Here is a 22,749-nt window from a genome sequence, read left to right on the forward strand (position 1 = left end):
CTCACGCGTTCAGCTGACGTCCTTTGGTTTCCGGCAACGTCAGCGCGGCGAGGATCACGACACCATACGCCGCGGCGGCAAACACGCCGATTGCGTGACCGAGCGTCATCGTCTGCGAGACGTAGCCGATCAGGAACGGAAAAGTCGCGCCGACCGCCCGGCCGAAGTTGTAGCAGAATCCCTGGCCCGAGCCGCGGTGATCTATTTTGCTATTGCTCGCCGGACGCGAGACGCCGCCGCACGGTCGCGACCAGATTGTCGAACGAGAATGTGCTCGCGGCCAGCGCGGCTGTGTCCGGAAAGTTCTCGCGCGCGATGTCCGTCAGCACCTGGCCCGGCGGCGCTTCGACCAGCACGCGGGCGCCCATTTCCAGCATCACGCTGAGCGCGTCGAACCAGCGCACGGTGTGGCGCATATTGGTCGCGAGATCGTCGCGGACGGCCTCCGCGGTGTGCAACGGCCGGCCGCCGCGATTGCCGACATAGGTGCTTCGCGGCACGCGAAAGGGCACATCCTGCGCGTAGGCGACCAGTTCGTCCGCGGCATGCGCGAGCAGTTCGCAATGCGACGGTACGCTCACGGCAAGGCGGATTGCGTTGCGCGCGCCTGCCGCCAGGGCGCGCTCGATAAACGTGTCTAGCGCGCCGTTCGCGCCAGCCATCACGATCTGACGCGGCGCATTGACGTTGCCGATATACACACGCTGCTTGTCTTCATCCGCATGTTGCGCGGCGAGTGTTGCGATGCGATGTTCGGTCAAACCCGACACGGCCGCGAGACCATAGCCAGATGGATACGCCATCTCCATCAATTCGGCGCGCTTACGAACCATCCTCAATGCGTCGTCGAAGCGAACCGCGCCGCAACTGACCGCCGCGGCATAGGCGCCGACCGACAGACCCGCGCCGATCTCCGGCGTGAGTTGTTCGTCCGCGAGCGCGCGCGCAAAGGCCACACCCGCCACCGTCAAGCCGACCTGCACGGCGACGGTCGAACCAAGCGCGTCTGGAGTGTCTAGCGTCAGCACATCGATGCCAAGCGTCTGAGACGCTTCGTCGAGCGTTTCGCGCACCGCGTGGTGTTGCGGCAGACGGTGCAGGAAACCGCCGGTCTGCGCGCCCTGGCCGGGAAACAGAACGGCAAGCATCAGGCATCGCCGTGAGCAGGCGCCCACGGATCGGCAATCAGTTGCGGGCCTCGTGCGTGCCGCGCCATCACGCGTGTCTTGCCCGCCGCCCACTCGGCCAGCGCGACGCCGCCGGCGGGTGTCTCGAGTTGCACATCCACGCGAATGCCGGCGCGTTGCGCGTGCGCCTGCAACTGGTTTCGGATCTGAACGGCGGTGTCGTGCGAGAGTCTTTCCGGCGTACGAATCAGCAGATCCAGATCGCTCGATGCAGTGACGGTCGGCACCTGCGTCGCCAGTTCGAAGCCGGTGCTGCCGGTCGGTCCCCAGATGAAATCGGCCAACGCGCCGGACATGTCGTGCTGCAACGTGGCGAGGGCTGCAAAAGCAGCCAACGTACTGCGCTCGGAAGCAGGCCAGCATGTCGCCAGGGACTCCGGCGCGATCACGGTCTCGATATCGCTTTCGTGCGCCCACGCGCCATAGCGCTGCGATCGCTCCGCACCGCGCAGACCGATCGCCACGAAACCTTCCGCAGCCGGTGCGCGCCTCACGACTGCATACGGCGCACGTTCGAAGGCTTCGCGCACCCACGCCGGTTCGCCGTCAAACGGCTGCAAATGACGCAGCCGCAGCAGATCATGCGGCCGCCAGCGCCTGTCGTGATCCAACACGTGATCCAATACGCGATCAGTGGCGCGATCAGTTGCAAACGGCGGAGCCGCACACGCTCGCATCACACGGCGTCCCATTGTTCGGCGAGGCGCCGCCGCACTTCGATCGACGCCGCGCGGTTCTGTTTAGCCGCCGCCGATTCCAGCCGATGCGACAGATCGCGGCTGCCTGCACGCGCGCTGCGAACCGAGTCCGTCAACACCTGGCGAACGCGTTCGATCTGCGCTGCATCCGGTGCATCCGCGTCGATGCCTTCGATCAGTTGATCCAGCAGGCCCAGTTTGGCGAACGAGGCCATCGAGTACGACATCGGCACGATGGTTTCGCCGAGCGCGTCGAGCGCTTCGACTGTGCGCCGCGTGACGCGCGCGGCCGCTTCCTTGCCCATTGCGTGAACCATGGTGCCGGGCGCGTCGAGCGCGACGATCCGGTTGGCCTGATAGCCGTGCGCGAGGAACGCGCCCGACATGGCCGGTCCGACGATCAGCGCGATCACCGGATGCCCGGCGGCGCGTGCCGACGCATAGGCATCCACGGCTGCGGCGCAGGCGAGGTGAATGCCCAGCATCTCCTCGCGATAACCGTACGCCTGGCTCTTCACGTCGACGATCGCAACGATCGGGCGGCGCGTGCCGCGTGTTTCGTCCTGCGCGATGGCGTCGCGCACTGCACGCGCGAGCAGCCAGCCCTGTTCGAGGCCGACGACGTTATCGGTCGCGCGTGGAAAGCGGTTGCCGGGATCGGGGACGACCGCGATGAAACGCGCGGTCTCGTCGCCGAGGGACGCATCGCCGCTCCATACCGGCGCCTTGCCGGACGGCTCTCCTGCCAGCGCGCGGAACCAGCGCGCGCCGCGGCTGAGGGGGGTGTCGCTCATGCCTGCTCCTTGCACGCGGTGTCCGGGTTGTGCGGGTTGCGCGGGTTGTACACCGCACGCATCGTTTCCGGCGTGACGCTGGCCGGATCGATCTGCGCGAGACGCTCCAGAAACGTGTCGACCTGTTCGCTGCGATGCGCGGCCGGCAGTCCCTGCGCGAATGCTGAACGCACCGCGGCGCGCACCGCGTCTGCGTCGTCGTCGACCAATTGGTCCGCGAGCGCCGTGGCTGCCCGTTGTTCGCCGCCGATCAACTGCCACACGTGGCGGCGATCGCTCGCATCGAGTTCCTCGATGCCTGCTTCCTGTTCGATCACTTCAGGGCCGTTCATGCCGAGCCGCCCTTGCCGGGTCACGACCAGATACGAGCACAGCGCCGCGGCGAGCGACATGCCGCCGAAGCAGCCGACCATTCCCGCGATCACGCCGACCACCGGCACATGCCGGCGCAACGCGACGATTGCGGCCTGAATCTCGGCGATCACCGCGAGGCCGAGATTGGCTTCCTGAAGCCGCACGCCGCCGGTTTCGAACAGCACGACTGGCCGTACCGGTTTGCCGCGCTCGCAATCGCGCAAAGCCATCTCGAGCGCGGCGGCAATCTTGCTGCCCGACACTTCGCCGATGCTGCCGCCCTGGAACGCGGATTCGATCGCAGCCACCACGGCCGGTTCGCCGCCGATGGTGCCGCGCGCGATCACGCAGCCGTCATCCGCCTGGCAAATGACGCCTTGCAGCGGCAGCCACGGCGACTCGATCCTGTCGAACGGACCGAGCAACTCGCGGAAGCTGCCCGCATCCAGCAGCGTGCGGGCGCGTTCGCGCGCCGGCTGTTCGATGAAGCTGTCGCGCAGCATCGGCGCAACGCCCGTTGCAGCCGCTGTAGCAACGGTGCTCATGCGTCGTCTCCCTGTTCGGCGGCTTCGACCGCTTCCGCGAGCCGCAATGCCACGACGCCGGGTGTTGCGCCGAAGTCGTTGATTTCGATGTGCGCGGCGCCGTCGTAGCGCGTGAAGAAGCGGTCGAGCACGCTCTTCCAGATATGGCTGTAGCCGTCGACGCTGGTGCGCACGACCACATGCGCGGTCAACGCCGCGGCGCTATCGGCCGGCGACAGCAGCACTTCAAGGTCGCCCGAGCCGACCACGCCGACATGCGCGCGAGTCGTGACGGCGCGTTGCGCCGGATAGTCGAAGGTCAGATGTTCCATGAGACTGGGCTCCCGCCGGCGTCGCGAGGCGCCAGCATGTCGAGAAAGAGGGTGGCGGCGAGCAGATCGGCTGCGCCGCCGGGCGATGCATTGAGCGAAAGCAGTTCGCGTTCGAGCGCGGCGAAGGCGGCGCGGCCGGTTGCGCTCGAGCTGCCGCCCGCGTCGAGGACGCGGCGCGCGCCGCGTTGTCCTGCATGCAAGCCGGGCAGGCCTGCGCGATGCAGCAGACAGGTATCGTCGAGCGAGGCCATGATCGAGAGCAGGGCGTCGACGCGCGCGGCGTCTTCGCCGATGCCGCGCGCGCGTGCCGCCCACAACGCGCGCAGGCCGACGTCGACGACGTGCGGAAAACCGTCTTGCGCCTCGCGGCGCGCGCCGCCGACCTGATAGCGCTGACGCACGCGTTCACCGTGGCTCTCGGCGGGCGCGGCGAAACGATCGGGGAAACAGGCGATCTGCGCGGCGCGTTTGCAGATGCGCGCCGCCGTTAAAGCTGCTGGGCCGCCCGCGTCGGCCGCTCCGCCCGATCCACACGCGCCCGCCACCAGCAAGCCGACGATCCAGATCGCGCCGCGATGCGCATTGCTGCCGCCGGTGGCGCGCAGCATGTCCTGCTCGCCGGCGCGCCCGATCTGCGCGAGTTCGGCGCGCAAAATTGCGGACGGCTCGCGCCGCCGCGATGCGCGCGCGAGCGCCGCGAAGGTCGGCTCGAGCGAACCGGCGGAACGCAGCATGATGGCCAGATCGAGGTCGCGATGCGCGCCGCTGCCGCGCCGGTCGACGAGCGCGGGTTTCGGCGTGAGCTGCGCTTCTTCGATCAGCGCGGTCACGGCGAGCCGGGCAAGCCTGGCATCGTCGGAAGCGCTCTCGTGTGGCGGCTCGATGCGCGGCTCAGCCCTTGCCGGCCAATCAGCGCACGTGGCAAGCCCGGACGATGCCTGCGCGCGCTCGAGCAAAGCAGCGGGCGCCATCGTCACCAACTCCTGAAGCGCGCAGGCGGCGCGTAAAGTCCGCCCGACCACGCCACCAGATCGTCGATGCTGCGGGCGGCCAGCAACGAACGCTTCGCTTCGCCGCGACGAATGCCGAGATCTTCCGGATACGCAACGATGCCGCGACGGCGCAACTCAGCCGTCTTCTCCGGCTTCGCACGCAGGCCGATCGGCGTCACGCCCGCCACTGCCGCCAGCGCCGCGCGCCGTTCGTCGAGACCTTCAGCCTTGTGCAAATATGCGATGCCTTCCTCGGTGACCACGTGGCTCACATCGTCGCCGTAGATCATCACTGGGGCGACCGGCATGCCGCTTTGCGCGCCGACCGCGACTGCGTCGAGTTCATCGACGAAAGTCGGCTCGCCGCCTTTCTTGTACGTTTCGGCCATTTGCACGACCAGCTTTTGTCCGCGCGAGACCGGCCCCTGATCCTTCAGCAGCTTGAGCCACGCTTCGCTCGAATGACGCCGGCCGTGCGGATCGTGACCCATGTTGGGCGCACCGCCGAAACCCGCGAGACGCCCGCGTGTCACCGTCGATGAATTCGCGTCCGCGTCGATCTGCAGCGTCGAGCCGATAAACAGATCGACGCCGTATTGCCCGGCCAGCTGGCACAGCACGCGGTTCGAACGCAGGCTGCCGTCGCTGCCGGTGAAGAACACGTCCGGCCGCGCTTCGATATACGCCTCCATGCCGACTTCGCTGCCGAAGCAATGCACGCTGTCGACCCAGCCCGATTCGATCGCGGGGATCATCGTGGGATGCGGGTTGAGGGTCCAGTTGCGGCAGATCTTGCCTTTCAGGCCGAGCGATTCGCCGTAAGTCGGCAGCAGCAATTCGATCGCCGCGGTGTCGAAGCCGATGCCGTGATTCAGCGACGTCACGCCGTACGGTTCATAGATGCCGCGAATCACCATCATCGCGGTGAGCACCTGCAAGTCGCCGATGTGCCGCGGATCGCGTGTGAACAGCGGTTCGACGGCAAACGGCCGATCCGCCTGCACGATCACGTCGACCCACGAACCCGGAATGTCGACGCGCGGCAGTTCATCGACGATTTCGTTGACCTGCACGATCACGATGCCGTGCCGGAACGCGGCGGCTTCGGCGATGGTGGGCGTGTCCTCGGTATTCGGGCCGGTGTACAGATTGCCGTGACGGTCGGCCTTGTCCGCGCACAGCAGCGCGACGTGCGGCGTCAAGTCGACGAACATCCGGGCGTACAACTCGACGTACGTGTAGATCGCGCCGATTTCCAGCTGCCCGTCTTCGAGCAGTTGCGCGACCCGCAGGCTCTGCGGACCAGCAAAAGAGAAATCGACCTTGCGCGCGATGCCGCGCTCGAACAGCGTCAGATGTTCAGGACGGCTGATGCTCGAAATCAGCAGATGCACGTCGTGAATCTTCCGGGCATCCACTTTGGCGAGCGAGCGCGACAGGAAGTCGGCCTGCTTCTGGTTGTCGCCTTCGAGCGCGACGCGGTCGCCGGGGCGAATCAGCGTTTCGAGTGCGTCGACGATACGGTGGGTCGGCAGTACGCCGTCTTCCAGCCGCGGTGCAATGGCGGCGAGGCGGCGGTTCTTCTCGTCGCGGCGGGTGGTCCATGAACGGGTTGGGGGTGACGCTTCGGCGGGTCGGTTCATCGGCGGATTCAGCTCCCGGTGGTGGTGCGCGTGCGTCTTCCGCGCAGCTTGGGTTGATTCGCTAGCGCGGCTTCCGCCTGCGCGCGTTCGGTCAGAAAGCGGTAGAGCAGGTCGCCAGTGCCGAGCAGATGCGCGACGACCAGTGCTTGCGCAGCGGGAACATCGCGACGCCGTACTGCATCGAGCAAGGCGGCGTGTTCTTCGTCGGATTCGCCCTTGTACGACGGCAGCCCGAACTTCAGCCGCAGATACCGTTCACCGCGCCGATGCAAGGCGCCGATCATGTCCTCGAGTTGCGGACGGGCAGCGGGCGCGTACAGGCTCATGTGAAACGCGGCATTGCGCGCGACGTACCGCGACGGATCGGCTTCACGTTCGGCCGCGCGGCACAGGTCGACGGATGCGCTCAGCGTGGCGGCAGTGTGATTCGGAATCGCGAGACCGATGGCGAGGCTCTCCAGTGCGGACCGGATCTCGTAGATCTCGCGTGCTTCATCCGCCGACAACGGCGCGACAGTGGCGCCTTTATGCACGGCCGCCTTCGCCCAGCCTTCGCTTTCCAGCTGGCGCAGCGCTTCGCGTACAGGAATGGCGCTGACGGAGAAATGCCGCGCAATGGCGTCTTGCCGCAGCGGCGCGCCAGGCGCCAGCGTGCCGTCGACAATCGCCGCGCGCAGCGCCTCCGCAATGACGCGGGACGTGCTTTCGCGCGGCGCCGCCGCGGGTAGAAGCGGGGTGCGCGCCGGGGCGTCCAGGGGAAAACCATCTGTTGCGTCGCTCATAAGATTAAATATTATATATAAAAAGACGCGTTTTGCAGGCGGGCAAACCCGGAATGTTTTCCATCGGGCGGTCGTCGGCGATGTCCCTCGCCATGGTTGCAACGGGGCAATTCAACTCCATCACAAGCGCGCCATCCCGTCGTTTCCAATACGTAACGTACGCCAACTTGCAGGGCCGGAGGAGCATGATGAATTCACTGACCGACCGCACGCCGGTTGCACGGCGTCGCACGCCGCTCAATCGTTCGCAAATTGTAGGTTTTTGGGGAGCATGGGCCGGCTGGACGCTCGACGGGATGGATTCGTTCATCTACGCGCTCGTTCTGACGCCGGCCTTGACCGAACTGCTGCCGCGCTCCGGCTATGCGGCGACGCCTGCGAACGTCGGCCTTGCCGGTTCGATTCTGTTCGCGCTGTTTCTGGTCGGGTGGGGGTTGTCGTTCATCTGGGGCCCGCTCGCCGACCGCTTTGGGCGCACCAGGGTGCTGGCCGGCACGATCTTCACGTTCGCCATTTTTACGGGGCTTGCGGCGACGTCGCACAACGTGTGGGAGCTCGGCGTCTACCGCTTCATTGCCGGCGTCGGCATTGGCGGCGAGTGGGCGTTGGCGGGCACTTATGTGGCTGAGTCGTGGCCGGAAGATCGCCGCAAGATGGGGGCAGGCTATCTGCAAACGGGCTACTACGCGGGCTTTTTTCTGGCCGCCGCGCTCAATTACACGATCGGCGTGCATTACGGCTGGCGCGCGATGTTCCTGACCGGCGCGGTGCCGGTGGTGGTCGCGATTCTGATCCTGCTGCGCGTGAAAGAGTCGGAGAAGTGGCAGAAAGCCGAAGCGCGCGCCGGGCGCGCCAAACCGCTGCACGAGATTCTCGGGCCGGCGTATCGGCGCCGCACGTGGGTTGCGTGCATTCTGCTGACGATCGCGATTATCGGCTTGTGGGCGGGCGCGGTGTACGAACCGTCCGCGGTGATTCAGCTAGCGACGCGCGCCGGCATGGCCAGGAACGATGCGATGAGAACGGCGTCGCTTGCCACCGGCTTGCTGTCGATCGCGACGATTCTCGGCTGTCTCACATTGCCGTTGCTCGCAGAACGCTTCGGCCGCAAGAAGACGCTGGCGATTTACTTCACGGGGATGGCGGTGTCGATCGTCGGCAGTTTCGGCTGGGCGTTCTATCTGCCCAATGGACTCGCGCCGTTCATCGCGTGGCTCGTCGTGCTCGGCTTTTTCGGCGGTAATTTCGCGCTGTTCAGCTTGTGGCTGCCGGAGCAGTTCGAGACCCGCGTGCGGGCGACGGCGTTCGCGTTCTGTACGTCGTTCGGACGGTTTGTCGGCGCGGGCGTCAACTTTTTGCTCGGCGCGGCCGTGCTGCATATGCATACGCTCGGCGTGCCGGTGGCGTTGACGGCGTTGGCGTTTGTCGTCGGCCTGTTGGTGATTCCGTTTGCGCCGGAGACGATGGGGGAGGCGTTGCCGCAGTGAGGTTGGCCGGTTGACCGTTTGGCCGGGTGGCTGAACTTCAATCGGCGTGACGCCGTGCCCGTCCACCAAGCCGCCACATCGAAAGCAGCGGCCAGCCGAGATTGACACCCAGACTCGCGACCACGATCAGCGCCATGCCCGCGAGTTGCGGCAGCGACAGCGCCCGTCCGTACACAACCGCATCGACAACGATCGCCGTCAACGGATAGACGAACAGCAACACGGCGATGACGGGCGTCGTCAGCTTGGGCAGCGCGCCGTAGATCAGCACATACGACAATCCTGTGTGCAACACGCCCATGCCGACCAGCCAGAACCACTGCATCGGCCCGATATGCACGGCGCCGAGCGGCGCGATGAACGGCAGGCACACCACGCCCACGAAGCATTGCGCGAGCGTCAGCAAGTGCGGCCGCAAATTGCCGAGCCCTTTGGCGATCAGCGTGACGCTCGCGTACAGCACCGAGCCCGCCAACGCTTCGCCGAGGCCGATCAGATAACCCGTGTGGCTCTGCAGATTGCCGGTGGCCGCGACGCCCGACGCGAGCACGAGCCCGACGAACGCAGTCGCGATCCAGCCGAGCCGGTCCATGCCGAGCCGTTCGTTGAAGAGCGCAGCGCCGATCAGCACGACCCAGAAAGGCTGCACATGAAACACCACGGTCGCGACGGCGATGCTGGTGCGATGAATCGCATCGAAGAAACCGACCCACTGCGTGACCATCAACAGGCCTGAGATCAGCGCCAGCACGACGGTGCGCCGCGTGAAGTGCTGGCGCGTGAAAAAACCCTTCCATGCGCAATAGGCTGCGAGCGCAAGAAAACCGAACAGGCAGCGAAAGAACACCAGAGAGAGCGCGTCGAGCCGCGCTTCCTCGACGAACACGCCGAGCGTGCCCATCAACAGCCCGCCACCGGCCAGCGTGATGGCGCCTTGTTGACGTTGGGTGAGGGACATGCGAAGCGGCTCCGTGACAGTGAGTCCCAAGTATTGCGTGGCTTGCATGGCACCGGCAAACGAATTAAATTGAGAAATTCCATAAGCCGGATTGATAAATCATGCACCCCGAATTCGACGTCGATTTGCTGCGCACCTTCGTCGCGGTGGTGGAGGCGGGCAGCTTCACGAAGGCGTCAGTCACCGTACACCGCTCGCAGGCGGCGGTCAGCATGCAGATCAAGCGGCTCGAAACCATGCTCGGCACCACGCTGTTCGTCCGCAACACGCGCAATCTCTCGCTCACGCGGCCCGGCAATACGCTGCTCGTGTACGCGCGGCAAGTGCTGGCTTTGCATGAGGAAGCGTGGTCGGCGATCGTGCGGCCCGAAGTGACCGGGCGGGTGGTGCTCGGCGCACCGGACGACTACGTATCGTCGTTGCTGTCGCCGGTATTGCGGCGCTTTTCGAATCTGTATCCGCACGTGGAGATCGAGATCGTCTGCGCGCAGAGCACGTCGCTTGCGCCGATGCTGGCCGATAACAAGATCGATCTCGCCTTCGTCACGCGCGACCGCAAGTTGCGCGGCGAATTCGTGCGCAGCGAGCCGATGGTGTGGGTGGGGGCTTCGGTGGATACGCCGGTGCTGGCGGCGTCGCCGTTGCCGGTGGGACTCTACGAGCCGGGTTGCGTCGCGCGCCAGCATACGCTGGCCGCACTCGACGGCGCGCGGATCCGTTATCGGGCCGCGTTCAGCAGCGCAAGCCTGATGGGTCTCGTGGCGACGGTGGATGCGGGATTGTCGGTGATTGCGCTGACGCGTTGCAGCGTGCCGTCGCGGCTGGCGATTCTCGGCGAAGCGCAAGGTTTGCCGAAAATCGCGCCGCTGGAAATCGTGGTGGCGCGCAGCGCCAAATCGGACCGGCCCACATGCGACTATCTGGCCGCGCAGATGGTGCAGGACTTGTCGCTGCGTCCGCAGACGCGCACTCAGGGTGCGGCGGCGTCCGCGTAATCGCGTCTGCTAATCGCGAGGATAGGCCGTCACATCGCCATCGACGGCGAGCCTGACATGCTCGCCCGGCCGCGGCGTCAGATAGCCCGGCACGCGAGCCCGCACCACGGTCCGCGCGGCCGACTGCAATTGCAGCGCGACACCCGCGTCCTGCCCCTGGAAGACTACGTCCTGCACGACGGCGTCATGCGCTGCCATCCCATTCGCGATCGTTTCGTCCGCGCGCAGCAGACGGATCTGCTCGGGCCGCACCATCACGTCGACGGCGCCATTGCCCAGCGGCGCGCACAACGGCAAATCGCCCAGTTCGCACGTCACGCGATCCTGTTCGACCACACCCGGCAGCAGCACCGCTTCGCCGACAAACGACGCCAGTTCGCGCGTCACCGGCCGCCGGTACAACGTCTCCGGCGTCGCCTTCTGGATCAGCTTGCCTTGCCACAGCACGGCGACTTCATGGCCGAGCGACAACGCTTCCGATTGATCGTGCGTGACCAGCACGGCCGTCGCGCCGGTCGCGGCCAGCGCGCTCGCCACCGCTTGCCGCGTCTCGAGCCGCAAGGCCGCGTCGAGCGACGAGAACGGCTCGTCGAGCATCACCAGGGTGGGCGACGGCGCCAGCGCCCGGGCCAGCGCGACTCGCTGCTGCTGGCCGCCGGACAGCTGCTGCGGCGCGCGTTCGCCGAAGTTCGCCGGCAAGCCCACCAGTTCGAGCAATTCGGCCACGCGATGACGCGCGCGGCGTTGCGCACGCGGCAGGCCGAATACGATGTTGTCCGCCACGGAAAGATGCGGAAACAGCGCGCCTTCCTGCGGCACATAGCCGATGCGGCGCTGTTCGGACGGCACATGCAGGTTCTTGCCGGCCACGCAGCGGCCGTCGATTTCGACGCTGCCGCCGTCCGCGTGTTCGAAGCCGCACAGCACGCGCAGCAAGGTGGTTTTGCCGCTGCCGGACGGCCCAAGCAGCGCGAGCAGCGTGCCGCGTTCGACGGACAGATCGATGCCGTGCAGCACCGGGTGGCCGTCGAAAGATTTTTGCAGTCCGCGGATATGAAGTTCGCTCATGAAAATCCGATGAAAAAAACGCGCGGCCTCAGCGTTGCCGTCAACCGCGCTCGCCGAGCAGCGCCGATTTGCCGAGCAGCGCGAACAGCAGGCCGGAGGCGAACAGCGAAATGCCGGTCAGAAGCGCAGCATACGGCGCGGCGGCGGCGAACGCCATCGTCGACGTGTCGGCCCAGACTTGCGTCGCGAGCGTCTGGGTGTCGAGGGGCGACAGCAGCAGCGTCGCGTTGAGTTCGGTGACGACCGAGATGAACACCATCGCCGCCGCCGCGCCGAGTCCCGGGCCGGCAAGCGGCAACAGCACGCGGAACACGGTCTGCGACCAGCTGAGGCCGAGCGCGCGAGCCGTCTCTTCAAGGCGAGGTTGCGCCTGCATGAAGGCGGCGCGCACGCTCACCAGCGCGACCGGCATGAACAGCATTGCGTACGCGATCACCAGCAGCGTCGCGCTCTGATAAAGCGGTTGCAGCGCGTGCACCGCGAGCGACACGATCGCCAGTGCGATCACCAGACCCGGAATGCCTTGCGCAAGAAATACCGTGCGCTCGAACAGCATCGCGAAACGCGTCGGATAGCGCACCAGCAGGAACGCGAGCGGCACGACCAGCAGCGTGGTGAGCGCGGCGGCGGCGAGGCCGAAACCGAGCGACGAAATCGTCGCGTTGAACAGCAGTTCGGGAGACACGTCAGCCGGCGTGACGGCGGCAGCGCCCGGCTGCGTGAGCCAATAGCCGATCATGCCGAGCGGTACGCCGAGCGTCGCGATCGCCAGCGCGGCGAAACCGGCCGCGACGACCCAGCGCCATGCGCCGAGGTCGTAGCGCAACACCGCGCGCCGCGTGCCGCGGTCGACGCGTTCATAGCGCGCCGCGCCGCGTACGCGGAACTCGAACGCCAGCACGACGAGGCAGATCACGATCAGCAGACAGGCGAGCAGCGAGGCGCCGCCGCCGTCGAAACTGGTGCGGTAGTCCGCGTAGATTTGCGTCGTGAAGGTGCGAAAACGCAGCAGCGTGAACGCGCCGAATTCGGACAGCACGCCGAGCGCGACCAGCAACATGCCGCCAAGCAGCGCCGGGCGCAATTGCGGCAGCACCACGCGGACGAACGTGGCCCAGCGGTTGCAGCCGAGGGCGCGCGCGCTTTCTTCGAGCGCCGGGTCCATGCCGCGCAACGCGGCGGCCACCGGCAGATAGACGAGGGGGAAATAGGCGGACGTCAGCACCAGCAACGCGCCCGCGAAGTCCTGCAAATCGAGACTCAACGACACCCACGCATAGCTCGAGATGAAAGCCGGCATCGCGAGCGGCGCGGCGCTGAGCACGGCCCACACGCGGCGCCCAGGCAAATGCGTGCGTTCGACGAACCATGCGGCCGCCGTGCCGATCACCGCCGACGCCAGCGTGGTCGATACGGCGATCAGCAGCGTGTTGACCAGCAGTTCACCCACCAGGGGCCGGAATATCAGTTCGACCGCTTCGCCGATGCCGAAGCTCGCCGCCCGCCAGAAGGTAAACGCAATCGGCAGCAACACCAGCAAAGCGCTGAGTGCTGCTGCCGCGAACAGACCGCGCGGCGCGCGCGAACGGGCGCGCGCCGGGGCGGGGGGCACAGCCGGTGGAGCGGCTGACACGGCATCGCTCATTTACAGCAAACCTGCCTGACGCAGCAGCTTGCCGGCCTGGCTGTCGTCGCCGAGTTGCTGGATCGTCAGCGATGGCGGGTTTAGCTCGGCGAACGGTTTGAGGATCGGGTCCGGTGCCACGCCGGCGTGCAGCGGATATTCGAACATGACATGGCTGTTCGCCATCAACTGCTGTGCGCGTTCGCTGACCAGATACGCGAGGAATTTCTGCGCGCCGTCCGCGTTGTGAGCGGACTTCAGCACCGCTGCGCCCGATACGTTCACCAGTGCGCCGATGTCGCCTTTGCCGAAGTGATGGATCGCGCTGCGGGTCTTCGCGTCGCCGAGTTCCGCGTGCAGGCGGTCCCAGTAGTAGTTGTTGATCACGCCGGTGGCCACGCCGCCGCGATTGACGGCGGCGACCACGCCTTCTTCGTCGTCGAAAATCTGCGCGTTGGCTTTCAGGCCCTTCAGCCATTGCACGGTTTGCGCTTCGCCTTTCGACGCGAGCACGGCGCTCACGAGCGGCAGGAAGTCGGCGTCGCTCGGGGCAATGCCGACCTTGCCTTTCCATTCCGGCTTGGCCAGGTCGAACAGCGATTGCGGCAACTGCGATGCCTGCAGCCTGGTCGTGTTGTAGGCCAGCACGCTTTCACGCGCGGTCACGCCGACCCACACGCCGGTCGGCGAGTTGAAACGCGCCGGCACCGTGGCGAGGGTCGAGCCGTCCACCTTGTTCAGGAGGCCTTTCTCTTCGAGCAGCGTCAGCTCGGGCGAGTTTTCCGTGAAGTACACGTCGGCGGGCGTGGCTGCGCCTTCCGCGACGAGCTGCGCGGCCATCGCCGGGCCTTCGCCGTTGCGGATCTTCACCGAAATGCCCGACTGTTTTTCGAAGTCCTTGGCGAGCTGATTGACCACCTGCTCGTGCTGCGCGTTGTACAGCGTGATCGACGCGGCGTGAGCCGCCGTCGGTGCGGTGCCGAGCGCGGCCAGCGTGAGCGCGGCGGCGCTGCTGAGGAGGCGCAGGCGGGTGCCAAACCAGGAGTGAGCCATGCAGGAATGAGCCATGATCCTAAAGTCCGTTAATGATGTTGCAGTTGATCGGTGTTGTGCTTACTGCGCGGCTTGCATTACGTCTCGAACAGCCCCGCGCCGATATACGAACCCGGCTTCGCGCCCGGCGGCACGGCGAAAACCGCGCTGCCGACGTGCGTCGTGAACTGGTTCATCATGTCGAATTTCGCGAGCTTGTCGTTGATCGGAATGAAGCCGGTGCGCGGGTCGCTCTGGTGAGCGACGAAGATAAGACCCGCGTCGTACTCGGTTTCCTGGCGCCATGGCGGCCAGCGCTCGATGTAGAAGTTCGTGCCTTCGTTGTACGAGTACGAGCGGCGCAGAATCTGCGCGCCGTTGTTGCTCGCCTGATTCGACAGACGCACGTGCGAGTTTTCCGGAATCACCGGATTGCCGTCCTTGTCCTCTTCCTTGAGATCCACGGGATCGGTCTCGTTCTTCTTGCCGATCGGCGCGCCGCTGTACTTGTGGCGGCCGAACACCTGTTCCTGGAAACCCAGCTCGGTGTTGTCCCAGTGTTCGAGCGTGATGCGGATCCGGCGCACCACCGTATAGGTGCCGCCTTCCATCCACGGTGCGTCGGCGGCGCCGGCCCAGACGAACTCGTTCATCAACTGCGGCTTGGCGGTCGACGGATTGTTGGTGCCGTCCTTGAAGCCCATCAGGTTGCGCGGCGTCTGACCGCGCGGACCGGACAGGAAGCCGGACTGGCCCCAGCGCATCGCCGCGACGCCGTAGCCGAGGCGCGCGAGTTGCCGGACGGCATGGAAAGCCACTTGCTGATCGTTCGCGCAGGCCTGGATGAACAGATCGCCGCCGGTTTTCTCGGCGATCAGCTGGTCGCCGTTGAAGCGCGGCAGATCGACGAGCGCGGCAGGGCGGCGCGCGGCGAGGCCGTAGCGGTCCTTGCCTTCGTGCGTGAAGAGGCCGGGGCCGAAGCCGAACGTGATCGTCAGACCGCATGGGCCGAGACCGAGCACATCGCCGGAATCGGGTGCGGGTTTGTCGTCGCCCGGCGGCAGCGGCGCGGCGGTGCTGCCTTGCGTCAGGCGCGCGGCGGCCTCGGTCCACGCGCGCAGCAGCGCGATCACGTCGTCGCGCTTGTCGGTCGTCAGATCGAGTGCGGCAACGTAAGTGTGACTCTGCTGCGGCGTGACGATGCCGCCTTGATGCGTGCCATAAAACGGCTCGACCGCCATGTGCGGATCGGCATTGTGCGCGGGCGTCTTGCCGAGCACGGCCTGGGGTGTGCCCAGACCCGCGCCGAGGCTCGCGCCGGCCGCTACCGCCGCGCCGCCCGCCTTGAGAAAGCCGCGCCTTGTGGGGCGCGACGGATGATCGTTTGCCATGGTTACTTCGCCTTCATTTGGCCTTGGGTATTGCCGGGTTGGCGTTGCTTACTTGTGTTGCCTATTTGCGTCACATATTTGCGTCACGTATAGGCGTCGCTTACTTCGCCAGCACCAGCGTGTTCACGTCGTCCTGCACGTAGTAAAAGCCGTCGCCTTCCGGCGTCATCGCGATGCCGAACAGGTCGCCGTTGCCCGGCGGCGATTGCGCCTTGTCGGTGTCGATCCAGCGGGCGTAAAGCTGCTTGCCGCTGGCCGGATCGATTTCGACGACCTGGCCGTTCAGCGCATTCGTGACCAGCAAGTGGCCGTTGGGCGCGGTGACCATCGCGAGCGGACGATGCAGCAGGCCGTCGGCGGTCAACTGGCGGCCGACGCCAGCGCTGGAGTCGCGCGTCATCGGCTCGTCGATTTCGGTGACGCGGTTGCCGATCGCATCGGACACGTAGAGCAGTTTCTGATCGGCCGACAGCGCGAGGCCGGTCGGACCGACGAGGAATACGCCTTTGTCCGCCTGTGCCCCGAAGCCGCTGCCCACCACGGTTTCCTTCTTCACGACCGGCGGCTTGCCGGCCGGCACGTCGAGGTCCAGGCGCAGCACGGTGGCCTGCTTGAACACCGGCGGATTGCCGTTCGCGCTGCCCACGCCGAAGCCGGCGTTGCTGACGAACAGCGTCGCGCTGGTGCCGTTATCGACGACCGCCATGTTGCCCCACGGATCGTTGATGTTCGGGCTGACGATGGTCGAGGCGATCTTGCCTTGCGGGTCGATCACGATCAGACAGCCGGCGCCCTTGGTGCCGGTGGTGCCGTCGTTGCTCGGTGTGCTGCCGACGATCACGTAGCCGGACTTCAGCATCGTCATCGCGGTCGAGAGGCCGATGCCGCCCGGGCATTCCTTCAGATCGCGCGGCACGGTCGCGAACACCGTCATCTGTCTGGTGTCCGGATGATAGTTGACGATCGTGCTGCCGGTGCCTTGCAGATTGGTCGAGTTGTTGAAGTTGCCGACCAGTACGTCGCCTTGCTTGACGGTGCCTGCCGTGACCGGCGCGACCACGACCGCGTACGGGTTCTGGTCGCCGTTTTCCGGCACGGTGTTGATCAGCGTGGTGTGGTGCTTGACGGTTTCGAGGAAACCTTGCGGCTCGGCGTGCGCGACGCCGGCCGTCGCGAATGCGGCGGTGCTGACGGTGGCGGCGATCAGGGTCCGCACGAAAGCCCGCGCGGCGCGCGGCGAAAACTGGCGCGTGGGATTGTTCATGAATGGGCCTCCGTGCCTGCGCACAAAGCGGTGAATGCGGTCATGTTCGAAAGCATGATGGATTGGGAGCGTGCGAATTGGCGTGTGCAATGTGTGTAATGGGCGCTGACGGCGTCAGAACGTGATGTTGGTCCGCACGCCGATGACGAACGTGTTGCGCAGCGGCTGCGTCGGGTCGTTCGGGTTCTGGCCGGCGCCCGCGTTGAACGTGTATTGCGCGTCGGCTTGCAGCGTCCACCACGGGTTGACCTGATATTGATAGGTCGCTTCGAGTGCGGTTTCGCTGGTGCGCACGCCGTACGGGCCGCCGCTGAATGCCAGGTTATCCTGATCGAGTCCGTGCGCGTGGCTGCCGACCTTGATGTACGTCAGCGCGAGGCCGGCGCTGTCATTGTCGCGGCCTTCGAACGGCGCCTTCAGCACGATGCCGAGGTTGGCCGCGACGCTCACCAGGTTGCGGTCGCCGGGCGCGCCCATCACACGGGCGAACACGCCGAGACTGCGCGCTTCGTCCGGGTTCGGACGCCAGATCATCTGGTCGGCCACGGCGTAGAAGCTGTAGTCGCCGTGATGATTCGCGGCGATGCCGGTGCTGGCCGGATTCGCCAGCGACAAACCGGTGTTGTCGTAGCGCTGATCCGCGAAGCTGCCGTTGTTGTACCAGACGCCGATCTTGTAGGTGCCCGGCAAACCGCCACGGCCCGCGCCGACCATTTCGCCGTCGGCAGGCTGGTTGATCGCGTACTGCAATTCGCCGATGAACAGCGTGCCGTTATGCAGGTTGAAGTTGGTGCCGCTCTTGTTGTTCGGGTTGTTGCCGAGCGGATCGCCGTCGAACACGCCCGCCAGCGCCGTCAACGAAGGCGTGATCTGGCCGCGCACGCGCACGCCGAGGGCCGACAGCGGATAAGCCGGACCGCCGTTGGGCATGTCGTAGGAAGGCAGGGCCGGCCAGCCGAACATCGTATTGACGAACAATGCCGAATACGTGCTGGCGATGAATTCCTGGTCGATGCTTTGCTGACCGATCTTGACGTCGACGCGCTTGTTCAGGAACGATTGCTGATACCACAGCTCCCACAGACGGGTCGTGTCCTGCGCTTCGATACCGCTCGCCGTATTCAGCGTGCCAAGTTTGTCCGCGCTCAGATTGCGGCCGTGGATTTGCAGCGCGCTGACGTTGAACTGGCCGCCCGGCAAGCCGAATGCTTTTTGCGTATCGACTTGTACGGTGGCGGTCGTCAGACCGTCGTAGGCGACGCCGCGCTCGAGACCGCCGCGCACGTTGCCGAGAAGTTCGCTGGTTTCGGTCAGCGCGAAGGTCACGCCGTATTTGCCGAGCCAGGGACGCAGACCGCCCATATCGCCGAGCATCGTTTGGCGATTCCAGAAGCCGGTCCACTGACTCGTTTGGGTCGCCTTGATATTCAGGTCGGCTTCGGGCGCTTCCGGTGCGGCATCGGGATTGGCTTCGGCCATGGCCGCGCCGGCTGTCAACGAGGCCCATGCGAAAGCAGTGCAGAGGGCGGCGCGGCGCATCGAGGGCAGGCGCGAACGGCGCGCGGCGCGGCCGCACGGATTGGCATCCCGGAGCGAGCGCGCGTGAGCGGCGACTCCGTTGGATTGGGCGAACTTCATCGAAATCCTTATTGTGTTGTATCGAATCTGATCATCGCGGCGTTAGATGAACGTGCCTGCGATTTGCCGCATCGGTTCGCGACGCCGGATGCAGCAGATGGCGAGATCGTACGCATGCGGAATGGGTGCGTCAATACAAATGAGAACGATTCGCATCAATATTACTGAGATGTAATTCCGATATTTACAGACTGCTGCTAAAAGTCATTTGAACGTAATTGCAATCGAATAAATACGTAATGCAATAGTATGGTTTTGGTCATATCGAACGCCTGGTGCAGAGGGGTGTCGAAGCGCACGAGTACCTCGGAAGGCCAATGTCAGGAGATAGATATGAACAAACGCATCCTTTTGCTTTCGTTGCTGGCTAGCGGTGGATTGCTGGCGAGTGGCGTATCGAACGCGCAGCTGAATCTGAAGCAGTTCGGCATAGGCGGCGGCAACAACAGTTCGGCGGATGCTGGCGCCACGGCGTCATCGGGTGGTATGTCGCAGTTGCTGCAGACGTATGTCGGCGCGAACCAGCAGGTGTTGAGTGGCCAATCGGGTCTGGCCTCGGCGATGGGATTGAGCAGCGCGGCGGGTCAGGCGCAACAGGCGGCGGGGTTGCTGAGCGGCGGCACGCCGTCGGTGAGTCAACTGACGCAGGCGGGCAGCACGCAGCAGTCGCTATCGCAGACGCTGACCCAGGCATTCGTGAACCGCGCGAGCGGGGCGGCCCCGGCGACGCCGGTGAACAAGCAGGCGTTCACGGATGGTTTGGCGTCGCTGGGCAAGGGTGTGAGTCAGTATTCGAACTTGCAGTCGGGGCTGGGCGGGATTGGGCAGATGAACCCATCGTCGCTATTGCAGGCGGGGATGAATCCGCAGACAGCGCAGGCCGCGTCGTATATCGCGCAGTCCGCGCCGGGGCAGTTGCAATCGCTGATATCGACCTTGAGTTCCGCCGTCCAGTTTGCATCGAGCCACGGTATCAGTGTGCCGTCGATAGCGACGGCGGCGTTAGGGGGTGGGCAGTAACGCAGATCAATCGGCGGGGTTCGCCCGACAGGGCGGAGCCCGGCGAAAGGTATGGGGAAGGGCCGCTCCGCACAGGGGCAACACCAATAAACCGCTACGAAAACAAGGACAGGTGAACGCCGCAGGCAGACAACAAAAAAGCATATGATCATCCCCCTGAGCCGCACCGCAGAGGCAGAGCCCCCAAGCGCCCAGCGACAAAAAGGACGATACCAATGTCAGACACAGTAAATCTGGACACCTACTTCACCCGCATAGGCTACACAGGCCCGCGGGCGCCGACGCTCGAAGTGCTGCGAGAGCTTCACAAGCTCCATCCTCAATCGATTCCCTTCGAAAACCTGAATCCCTTGACGCGCAGACCGGTCAACCTGGACCTCGCTTCAATAGAACAAAAGCTGATCACGCAAAACCGCGGCGGCTACTGCTTCGAACAAAACGCACTTTTCGCGAACGTGCTCAAGCAGTTAGGCTTCAAAGTCACGCCACTGCTAGGCCGAGTGCTATGGGGCCGCGAACCTGACGCAATACCGCCTCGCACGCACATGGTCCTACGCATCGAGATCGACAAGGACAAAAACAGCAACGAACCGTGGATCGCCGACGTAGGTTTCGGCAGCGTCACTCTGACAGCGCCCTTGCGCCTGACCCCAGGCATCGTGCAGCAGACTCAGCTAGGCACCTTTCGCCTGGCCGACGCGTCGCACGACGCGCTCTACCTCGAAGTGCAAGCAGGAGACGAAACCTGGTCACGCGTCTACCGCTTCGATCTGCATCCAGTGGAGTGGATCGACTATGAAACCTCGAACTGGTACACCTCGACCTCGCCGGATTCGATCTTCGCCAGCAACCTGATTGTTTGCCGCGTATTGGCGGAATCGCGACTGACGCTGCTCAACGATCAATTGAACGAACGCGCCGCGGACGGCCAGATCATCAGCGAGCGGCAACTCAAAAGCGCGGCCGAACTGGCCGCCTGTCTGCGCGATCAGTTCCGCCTGAACACCGGCGACATCGACATCGCCGACATATTCGCCCGGGTGCGCAAGCCCTCGGCGGCGGTCGCCTGACACGATGATCAAGCGCCTCGTCCTCCAAACGTTGATCTCGCTGGCCGGCATGGGCGTGTTGTTGTTTGGCGCGGCGGGCACGTTCGCGTGGCCGGCCGCCTGGTGGTATCTGATCGAGATCGGCGTACTGAGTTTGTGGGTCGGATTCTGGCTCGCGCGCCACGATCCCGGCTTGCTCGCCGAGCGTCTGGCGCCGCTCGTGCAGAAGCAACAAAGCCGCTGGGACCGCTTCTTCCTGATCGGCGTCATGCTTGTGTGGTGCGGCTGGCTGATCCTGATGGGGCTCGACGCCATGCGCTTCCACTGGTCGGCGCCGCTGCCGGTGCCGTTGGCGAGCTTCGGTTCGCTTTGCGTGTTCCTCTGCATCTTCATGTGCCGCTTCGTGTTCCAGGCGAACAGCTATGCCGCGCCAGTCGTGAAAATTCAGGCAAGCCGTGGTCACAAAGTCGCCGACACTGGCCCTTACGCGTATGTCCGTCACCCGATGTATGCCGCCGCGCTGCTGTTCTTCGTCGGCACGCCTTTGTTGCTTGGTTCGTGGTGGGGTTTCACTTGCGTGCCGGTCATGGTGATCGCGCTGGGCTGGCGCGCGGTGCGCGAAGAGCGCCTGCTGGCCGCGCAACTCGATGGCTACGCCGACTACATCACCCGCGTGCGCTACCGCTTCATACCGTTCGTCTGGTAGGCGCGCGGATGCGTTATCGCGACACGCATCTGGCCTGTTTGCACCAACCTGTCTAGACAAAATGCACTACGCTGATGCACGAAGCTGCGAGCGGTGCATGGCCTCCATCCTTTCAAAACTCCCGAAAAGCCCCATCCTGTGGGGATGACTAGGGGCTTACCCGATGATTCGAGTGATTTTCCGACAATCCACTTGCGACGATTTTTTGACTCATGCAGACTTGTCTATACAAATTAAGCGGCAGTTAAAAAATCCGTCTCGACGGTTTCCTCAATCAAAGGAGTTTCGACGTGAAGTTCAAGCACACGACGTTAGCAAAAGCATTGATGGGCGCCGTCCTCGGCGCCGCGGCCATTTTCGCGGCACCGGTGCAGGCGAAAGACTGGAAGACGGTGACGATTGCACTGGAAGGCGGCTACGCGCCGTGGAACCTGACCTTGCCGGGCGGCAAGCTGGGCGGCTTCGAGCCCGATCTGGTCGCCAATCTGTGTGAGCGCATCAAGTTGAAGTGCAACCTCGTTGCGCAAGACTGGGACGGCATGATCCCCGGTCTGCAAGCCGGCAAGTTCGACGTCCTGATGGACGCGATCTCGATCACGCCCGAGCGCGAAAAGATCATCGCGTTCTCGAAGCCGTATGCGGCCACGCCCGCGACCTTCGCCGTGACTGACGCGAAAGTGCTGCCGAAGGCGGCGCCTACCGCCGGCGTCGTCAAGCTGACGGGCGATCCGAAAACCGATCAGCCCACCGTCGACGCTTTGCGCAAGCAGCTGAAGGGCAAGACCATCGGCATCCAGTCGGGCACGGTCTACACGAAGTTCATCAACGACGGCTTCAAGGACGTTGCCACGATCCGCGTCTACAAGACTTCGCCTGAGCGCGATCTGGACCTGGCGAACGGCCGCATCGACGCCTCGTTCGACGACGTGACCTACTACGCCGCCAGCATCGACAAGAAAGAAACCGCGTCGATCGTGATGGCCGGTCCGAAGATCGGCGGCCCGATCTGGGGCCCGGGCGAAGGCCTTGCGTTCCGCAAGCAGGACGCCGATCTGAAAGCGAAGTTCGACACGGCGATCAGCGCCGCGCTCGCCGACGGCACGGTCAAGAAACTCTCCGGCAAGTGGTTCAAGACCGACGTCACGCCTTGATTCGCCGTCGCGCATAGAGGTAACGGCAGGCGCGCTGTCACGCCGCGCCTGCCTGCCGGT

At 65.0% G+C, this 22,749-nt stretch carries 21 protein-coding genes and 1 pseudogene; 6 read left to right on the forward strand and 16 right to left on the reverse strand.

From position 1 onward, the window contains the following. Position 1: 1 nt before the first annotated feature. From AC07WT_RS27850 to AC07WT_RS27890, 9 genes and pseudogenes are all read right to left on the reverse strand, one after another. A pseudogene (locus AC07WT_RS27850) lies at positions 2-196 on the reverse strand (MFS transporter); the annotation flags it as partial. Positions 197-209: 13 nt separating this feature from the next. Further along, positions 210-1,148: a malonate decarboxylase subunit epsilon gene (mdcH, locus tag AC07WT_RS27855; RefSeq protein ID WP_494949413.1), complete on the reverse strand. Its 939-nt coding sequence runs from the start codon at positions 1,146-1,148 to the stop codon at positions 210-212. Beyond that, positions 1,148-1,864 carry a malonate decarboxylase holo-ACP synthase gene (locus AC07WT_RS27860; RefSeq protein WP_494949414.1) on the reverse strand — a complete coding sequence of 239 codons (717 nt, stop codon included), beginning with the start codon at positions 1,862-1,864 and terminating at the stop codon, positions 1,148-1,150. The genes mdcH and AC07WT_RS27860 overlap by 1 nt, the downstream gene beginning before the upstream one ends. Next, a complete protein-coding gene (mdcE, locus tag AC07WT_RS27865) occupies positions 1,864-2,679 on the reverse strand; it encodes a biotin-independent malonate decarboxylase subunit gamma (protein ID WP_494949415.1) in 816 nt (271 codons plus the stop codon). Before mdcE ends, AC07WT_RS27860 begins: the two co-directional genes overlap by 1 nt. Next, on the reverse strand, positions 2,676-3,578 hold the full coding sequence (locus tag AC07WT_RS27870; RefSeq protein WP_494949416.1) for a biotin-independent malonate decarboxylase subunit beta: 903 nt from the start codon (positions 3,576-3,578) through the stop codon (positions 2,676-2,678). Before AC07WT_RS27870 ends, mdcE begins: the two co-directional genes overlap by 4 nt. After that, positions 3,575-3,889, reverse strand: coding sequence for a malonate decarboxylase subunit delta (locus tag AC07WT_RS27875; RefSeq protein WP_492592369.1), 315 nt, complete (start codon positions 3,887-3,889; stop codon positions 3,575-3,577). Before AC07WT_RS27875 ends, AC07WT_RS27870 begins: the two co-directional genes overlap by 4 nt. After that, positions 3,877-4,860, reverse strand: coding sequence for a triphosphoribosyl-dephospho-CoA synthase (locus AC07WT_RS27880; RefSeq protein ID WP_494949417.1), 984 nt, complete (start codon positions 4,858-4,860; stop codon positions 3,877-3,879). The genes AC07WT_RS27875 and AC07WT_RS27880 overlap by 13 nt, the downstream gene beginning before the upstream one ends. Positions 4,861-4,862: 2 nt before the next feature. Next, positions 4,863-6,524, reverse strand: coding sequence for a malonate decarboxylase subunit alpha (mdcA, locus tag AC07WT_RS27885; protein WP_494949418.1), 1,662 nt, complete (start codon positions 6,522-6,524; stop codon positions 4,863-4,865). Between the two features lie 8 nt (positions 6,525-6,532). Further along, on the reverse strand, positions 6,533-7,306 hold the full coding sequence (locus tag AC07WT_RS27890) for a GntR family transcriptional regulator (RefSeq protein ID WP_494949419.1): 774 nt from the start codon (positions 7,304-7,306) through the stop codon (positions 6,533-6,535). 188 nt (positions 7,307-7,494) lie between these two features. Here AC07WT_RS27890 and AC07WT_RS27895 point away from each other — a divergent pair, with 188 nt between their 5' ends. After that, complete coding sequence (locus AC07WT_RS27895) at positions 7,495-8,793, forward strand: MFS transporter (RefSeq protein WP_494951059.1); 1,299 nt, start codon at positions 7,495-7,497, stop codon at positions 8,791-8,793. Between the two features lie 37 nt (positions 8,794-8,830). On the opposite strand, the gene AC07WT_RS27900 is transcribed toward AC07WT_RS27895, so the two are convergent. Next, positions 8,831-9,751 (reverse strand): DMT family transporter, encoded by a 921-nt coding sequence (locus AC07WT_RS27900; protein ID WP_494949420.1) that lies wholly within the window; start codon positions 9,749-9,751, stop codon positions 8,831-8,833. A gap of 101 nt (positions 9,752-9,852) precedes the next feature. On the opposite strand from AC07WT_RS27900, the gene AC07WT_RS27905 reads away from it, so the two are divergent. Beyond that, entirely contained in the window at positions 9,853-10,746 is an 894-nt protein-coding gene (locus AC07WT_RS27905; protein WP_494949421.1) for a LysR substrate-binding domain-containing protein, read from the forward strand. 9 nt (positions 10,747-10,755) lie between these two features. Here AC07WT_RS27905 and AC07WT_RS27910 read toward each other — a convergent pair whose 3' ends face one another. The 6 genes from AC07WT_RS27910 to AC07WT_RS27935 form a co-directional block, all read right to left on the reverse strand. Then, positions 10,756-11,814, reverse strand: a complete 1,059-nt coding sequence (locus AC07WT_RS27910) for an ABC transporter ATP-binding protein (RefSeq protein ID WP_494949422.1) — start codon at positions 11,812-11,814, stop codon at positions 10,756-10,758. A gap of 40 nt (positions 11,815-11,854) precedes the next feature. After that, complete coding sequence (locus AC07WT_RS27915) at positions 11,855-13,459, reverse strand: ABC transporter permease (protein ID WP_494949423.1); 1,605 nt, start codon at positions 13,457-13,459, stop codon at positions 11,855-11,857. Continuing rightward, entirely contained in the window at positions 13,460-14,491 is a 1,032-nt protein-coding gene (locus tag AC07WT_RS27920; RefSeq protein ID WP_492592395.1) for an iron ABC transporter substrate-binding protein, read from the reverse strand. Positions 14,492-14,568: 77 nt separating this feature from the next. Continuing rightward, on the reverse strand, positions 14,569-15,861 hold the full coding sequence (efeB, locus tag AC07WT_RS27925; protein ID WP_494949424.1) for an iron uptake transporter deferrochelatase/peroxidase subunit: 1,293 nt from the start codon (positions 15,859-15,861) through the stop codon (positions 14,569-14,571). 100 nt (positions 15,862-15,961) lie between these two features. Next, positions 15,962-17,125: an NHL repeat-containing protein gene (locus tag AC07WT_RS27930; RefSeq protein WP_494949425.1), complete on the reverse strand. Its 1,164-nt coding sequence runs from the start codon at positions 17,123-17,125 to the stop codon at positions 15,962-15,964. A gap of 114 nt (positions 17,126-17,239) precedes the next feature. Next, the gene (locus tag AC07WT_RS27935) at positions 17,240-18,763 is read right to left on the reverse strand and encodes a carbohydrate porin (protein ID WP_494949426.1); all 1,524 of its coding nucleotides are present in this window, start codon (positions 18,761-18,763) and stop codon (positions 17,240-17,242) included. 333 nt (positions 18,764-19,096) lie between these two features. Between AC07WT_RS27935 and AC07WT_RS27940 the strand changes: the two genes are divergently transcribed. The 4 genes from AC07WT_RS27940 to AC07WT_RS27955 all read left to right on the forward strand — a co-directional run bounded on the left by AC07WT_RS27940 (position 19,097) and on the right by AC07WT_RS27955 (position 22,689). Next, positions 19,097-19,783, forward strand: a complete 687-nt coding sequence (locus AC07WT_RS27940; RefSeq protein WP_494949427.1) for a hypothetical protein — start codon at positions 19,097-19,099, stop codon at positions 19,781-19,783. A gap of 215 nt (positions 19,784-19,998) precedes the next feature. Then, positions 19,999-20,853, forward strand: coding sequence for an arylamine N-acetyltransferase family protein (locus AC07WT_RS27945; protein ID WP_494949428.1), 855 nt, complete (start codon positions 19,999-20,001; stop codon positions 20,851-20,853). 4 nt (positions 20,854-20,857) lie between these two features. Next, a complete protein-coding gene (locus AC07WT_RS27950) occupies positions 20,858-21,538 on the forward strand; it encodes a methyltransferase family protein (RefSeq protein ID WP_494949429.1) in 681 nt (226 codons plus the stop codon). Positions 21,539-21,864: 326 nt separating this feature from the next. Then, positions 21,865-22,689, forward strand: a complete 825-nt coding sequence (locus AC07WT_RS27955) for a transporter substrate-binding domain-containing protein (protein WP_494951060.1) — start codon at positions 21,865-21,867, stop codon at positions 22,687-22,689. Positions 22,690-22,749 lie beyond the last annotated feature (60 nt).

Source organism: Paraburkholderia sp. GW821-FHT02A12 (assembly GCF_059422005.1).

Excerpts from the sequence above, each read along its gene's own strand:
- mdcH (WP_494949413.1), bottom strand. The coding sequence starts at position 1,148 with ATGCTTGCCGTTCTGTTTCCCGGCCAGGGCGCGCAGACCGGCGGTTTC.
- AC07WT_RS27860 (WP_494949414.1), bottom strand. The coding sequence starts at position 1,864 with ATGCGAGCGTGTGCGGCTCCGCCGTTTGCAACTGATCGCGCCACTGAT.
- mdcE (WP_494949415.1), bottom strand. The coding sequence starts at position 2,679 with ATGAGCGACACCCCCCTCAGCCGCGGCGCGCGCTGGTTCCGCGCGCTG.
- AC07WT_RS27870 (WP_494949416.1), bottom strand. The coding sequence starts at position 3,578 with ATGAGCACCGTTGCTACAGCGGCTGCAACGGGCGTTGCGCCGATGCTG.
- AC07WT_RS27875 (WP_492592369.1), bottom strand. The coding sequence starts at position 3,889 with ATGGAACATCTGACCTTCGACTATCCGGCGCAACGCGCCGTCACGACT.
- AC07WT_RS27880 (WP_494949417.1), bottom strand. The coding sequence starts at position 4,860 with ATGGCGCCCGCTGCTTTGCTCGAGCGCGCGCAGGCATCGTCCGGGCTT.
- mdcA (WP_494949418.1), bottom strand. The coding sequence starts at position 6,524 with ATGAACCGACCCGCCGAAGCGTCACCCCCAACCCGTTCATGGACCACC.
- AC07WT_RS27890 (WP_494949419.1), bottom strand. The coding sequence starts at position 7,306 with ATGAGCGACGCAACAGATGGTTTTCCCCTGGACGCCCCGGCGCGCACC.
- AC07WT_RS27895 (WP_494951059.1), top strand. The coding sequence starts at position 7,495 with ATGAATTCACTGACCGACCGCACGCCGGTTGCACGGCGTCGCACGCCG.
- AC07WT_RS27900 (WP_494949420.1), bottom strand. The coding sequence starts at position 9,751 with ATGTCCCTCACCCAACGTCAACAAGGCGCCATCACGCTGGCCGGTGGC.
- AC07WT_RS27905 (WP_494949421.1), top strand. The coding sequence starts at position 9,853 with ATGCACCCCGAATTCGACGTCGATTTGCTGCGCACCTTCGTCGCGGTG.
- AC07WT_RS27910 (WP_494949422.1), bottom strand. The coding sequence starts at position 11,814 with ATGAGCGAACTTCATATCCGCGGACTGCAAAAATCTTTCGACGGCCAC.
- AC07WT_RS27915 (WP_494949423.1), bottom strand. The coding sequence starts at position 13,459 with ATGAGCGATGCCGTGTCAGCCGCTCCACCGGCTGTGCCCCCCGCCCCG.
- AC07WT_RS27920 (WP_492592395.1), bottom strand. The coding sequence starts at position 14,491 with ATGGCTCACTCCTGGTTTGGCACCCGCCTGCGCCTCCTCAGCAGCGCC.
- efeB (WP_494949424.1), bottom strand. The coding sequence starts at position 15,861 with ATGGCAAACGATCATCCGTCGCGCCCCACAAGGCGCGGCTTTCTCAAG.
- AC07WT_RS27930 (WP_494949425.1), bottom strand. The coding sequence starts at position 17,125 with ATGAACAATCCCACGCGCCAGTTTTCGCCGCGCGCCGCGCGGGCTTTC.
- AC07WT_RS27935 (WP_494949426.1), bottom strand. The coding sequence starts at position 18,763 with ATGAAGTTCGCCCAATCCAACGGAGTCGCCGCTCACGCGCGCTCGCTC.
- AC07WT_RS27940 (WP_494949427.1), top strand. The coding sequence starts at position 19,097 with ATGAACAAACGCATCCTTTTGCTTTCGTTGCTGGCTAGCGGTGGATTG.
- AC07WT_RS27945 (WP_494949428.1), top strand. The coding sequence starts at position 19,999 with ATGTCAGACACAGTAAATCTGGACACCTACTTCACCCGCATAGGCTAC.
- AC07WT_RS27950 (WP_494949429.1), top strand. The coding sequence starts at position 20,858 with ATGATCAAGCGCCTCGTCCTCCAAACGTTGATCTCGCTGGCCGGCATG.
- AC07WT_RS27955 (WP_494951060.1), top strand. The coding sequence starts at position 21,865 with ATGGGCGCCGTCCTCGGCGCCGCGGCCATTTTCGCGGCACCGGTGCAG.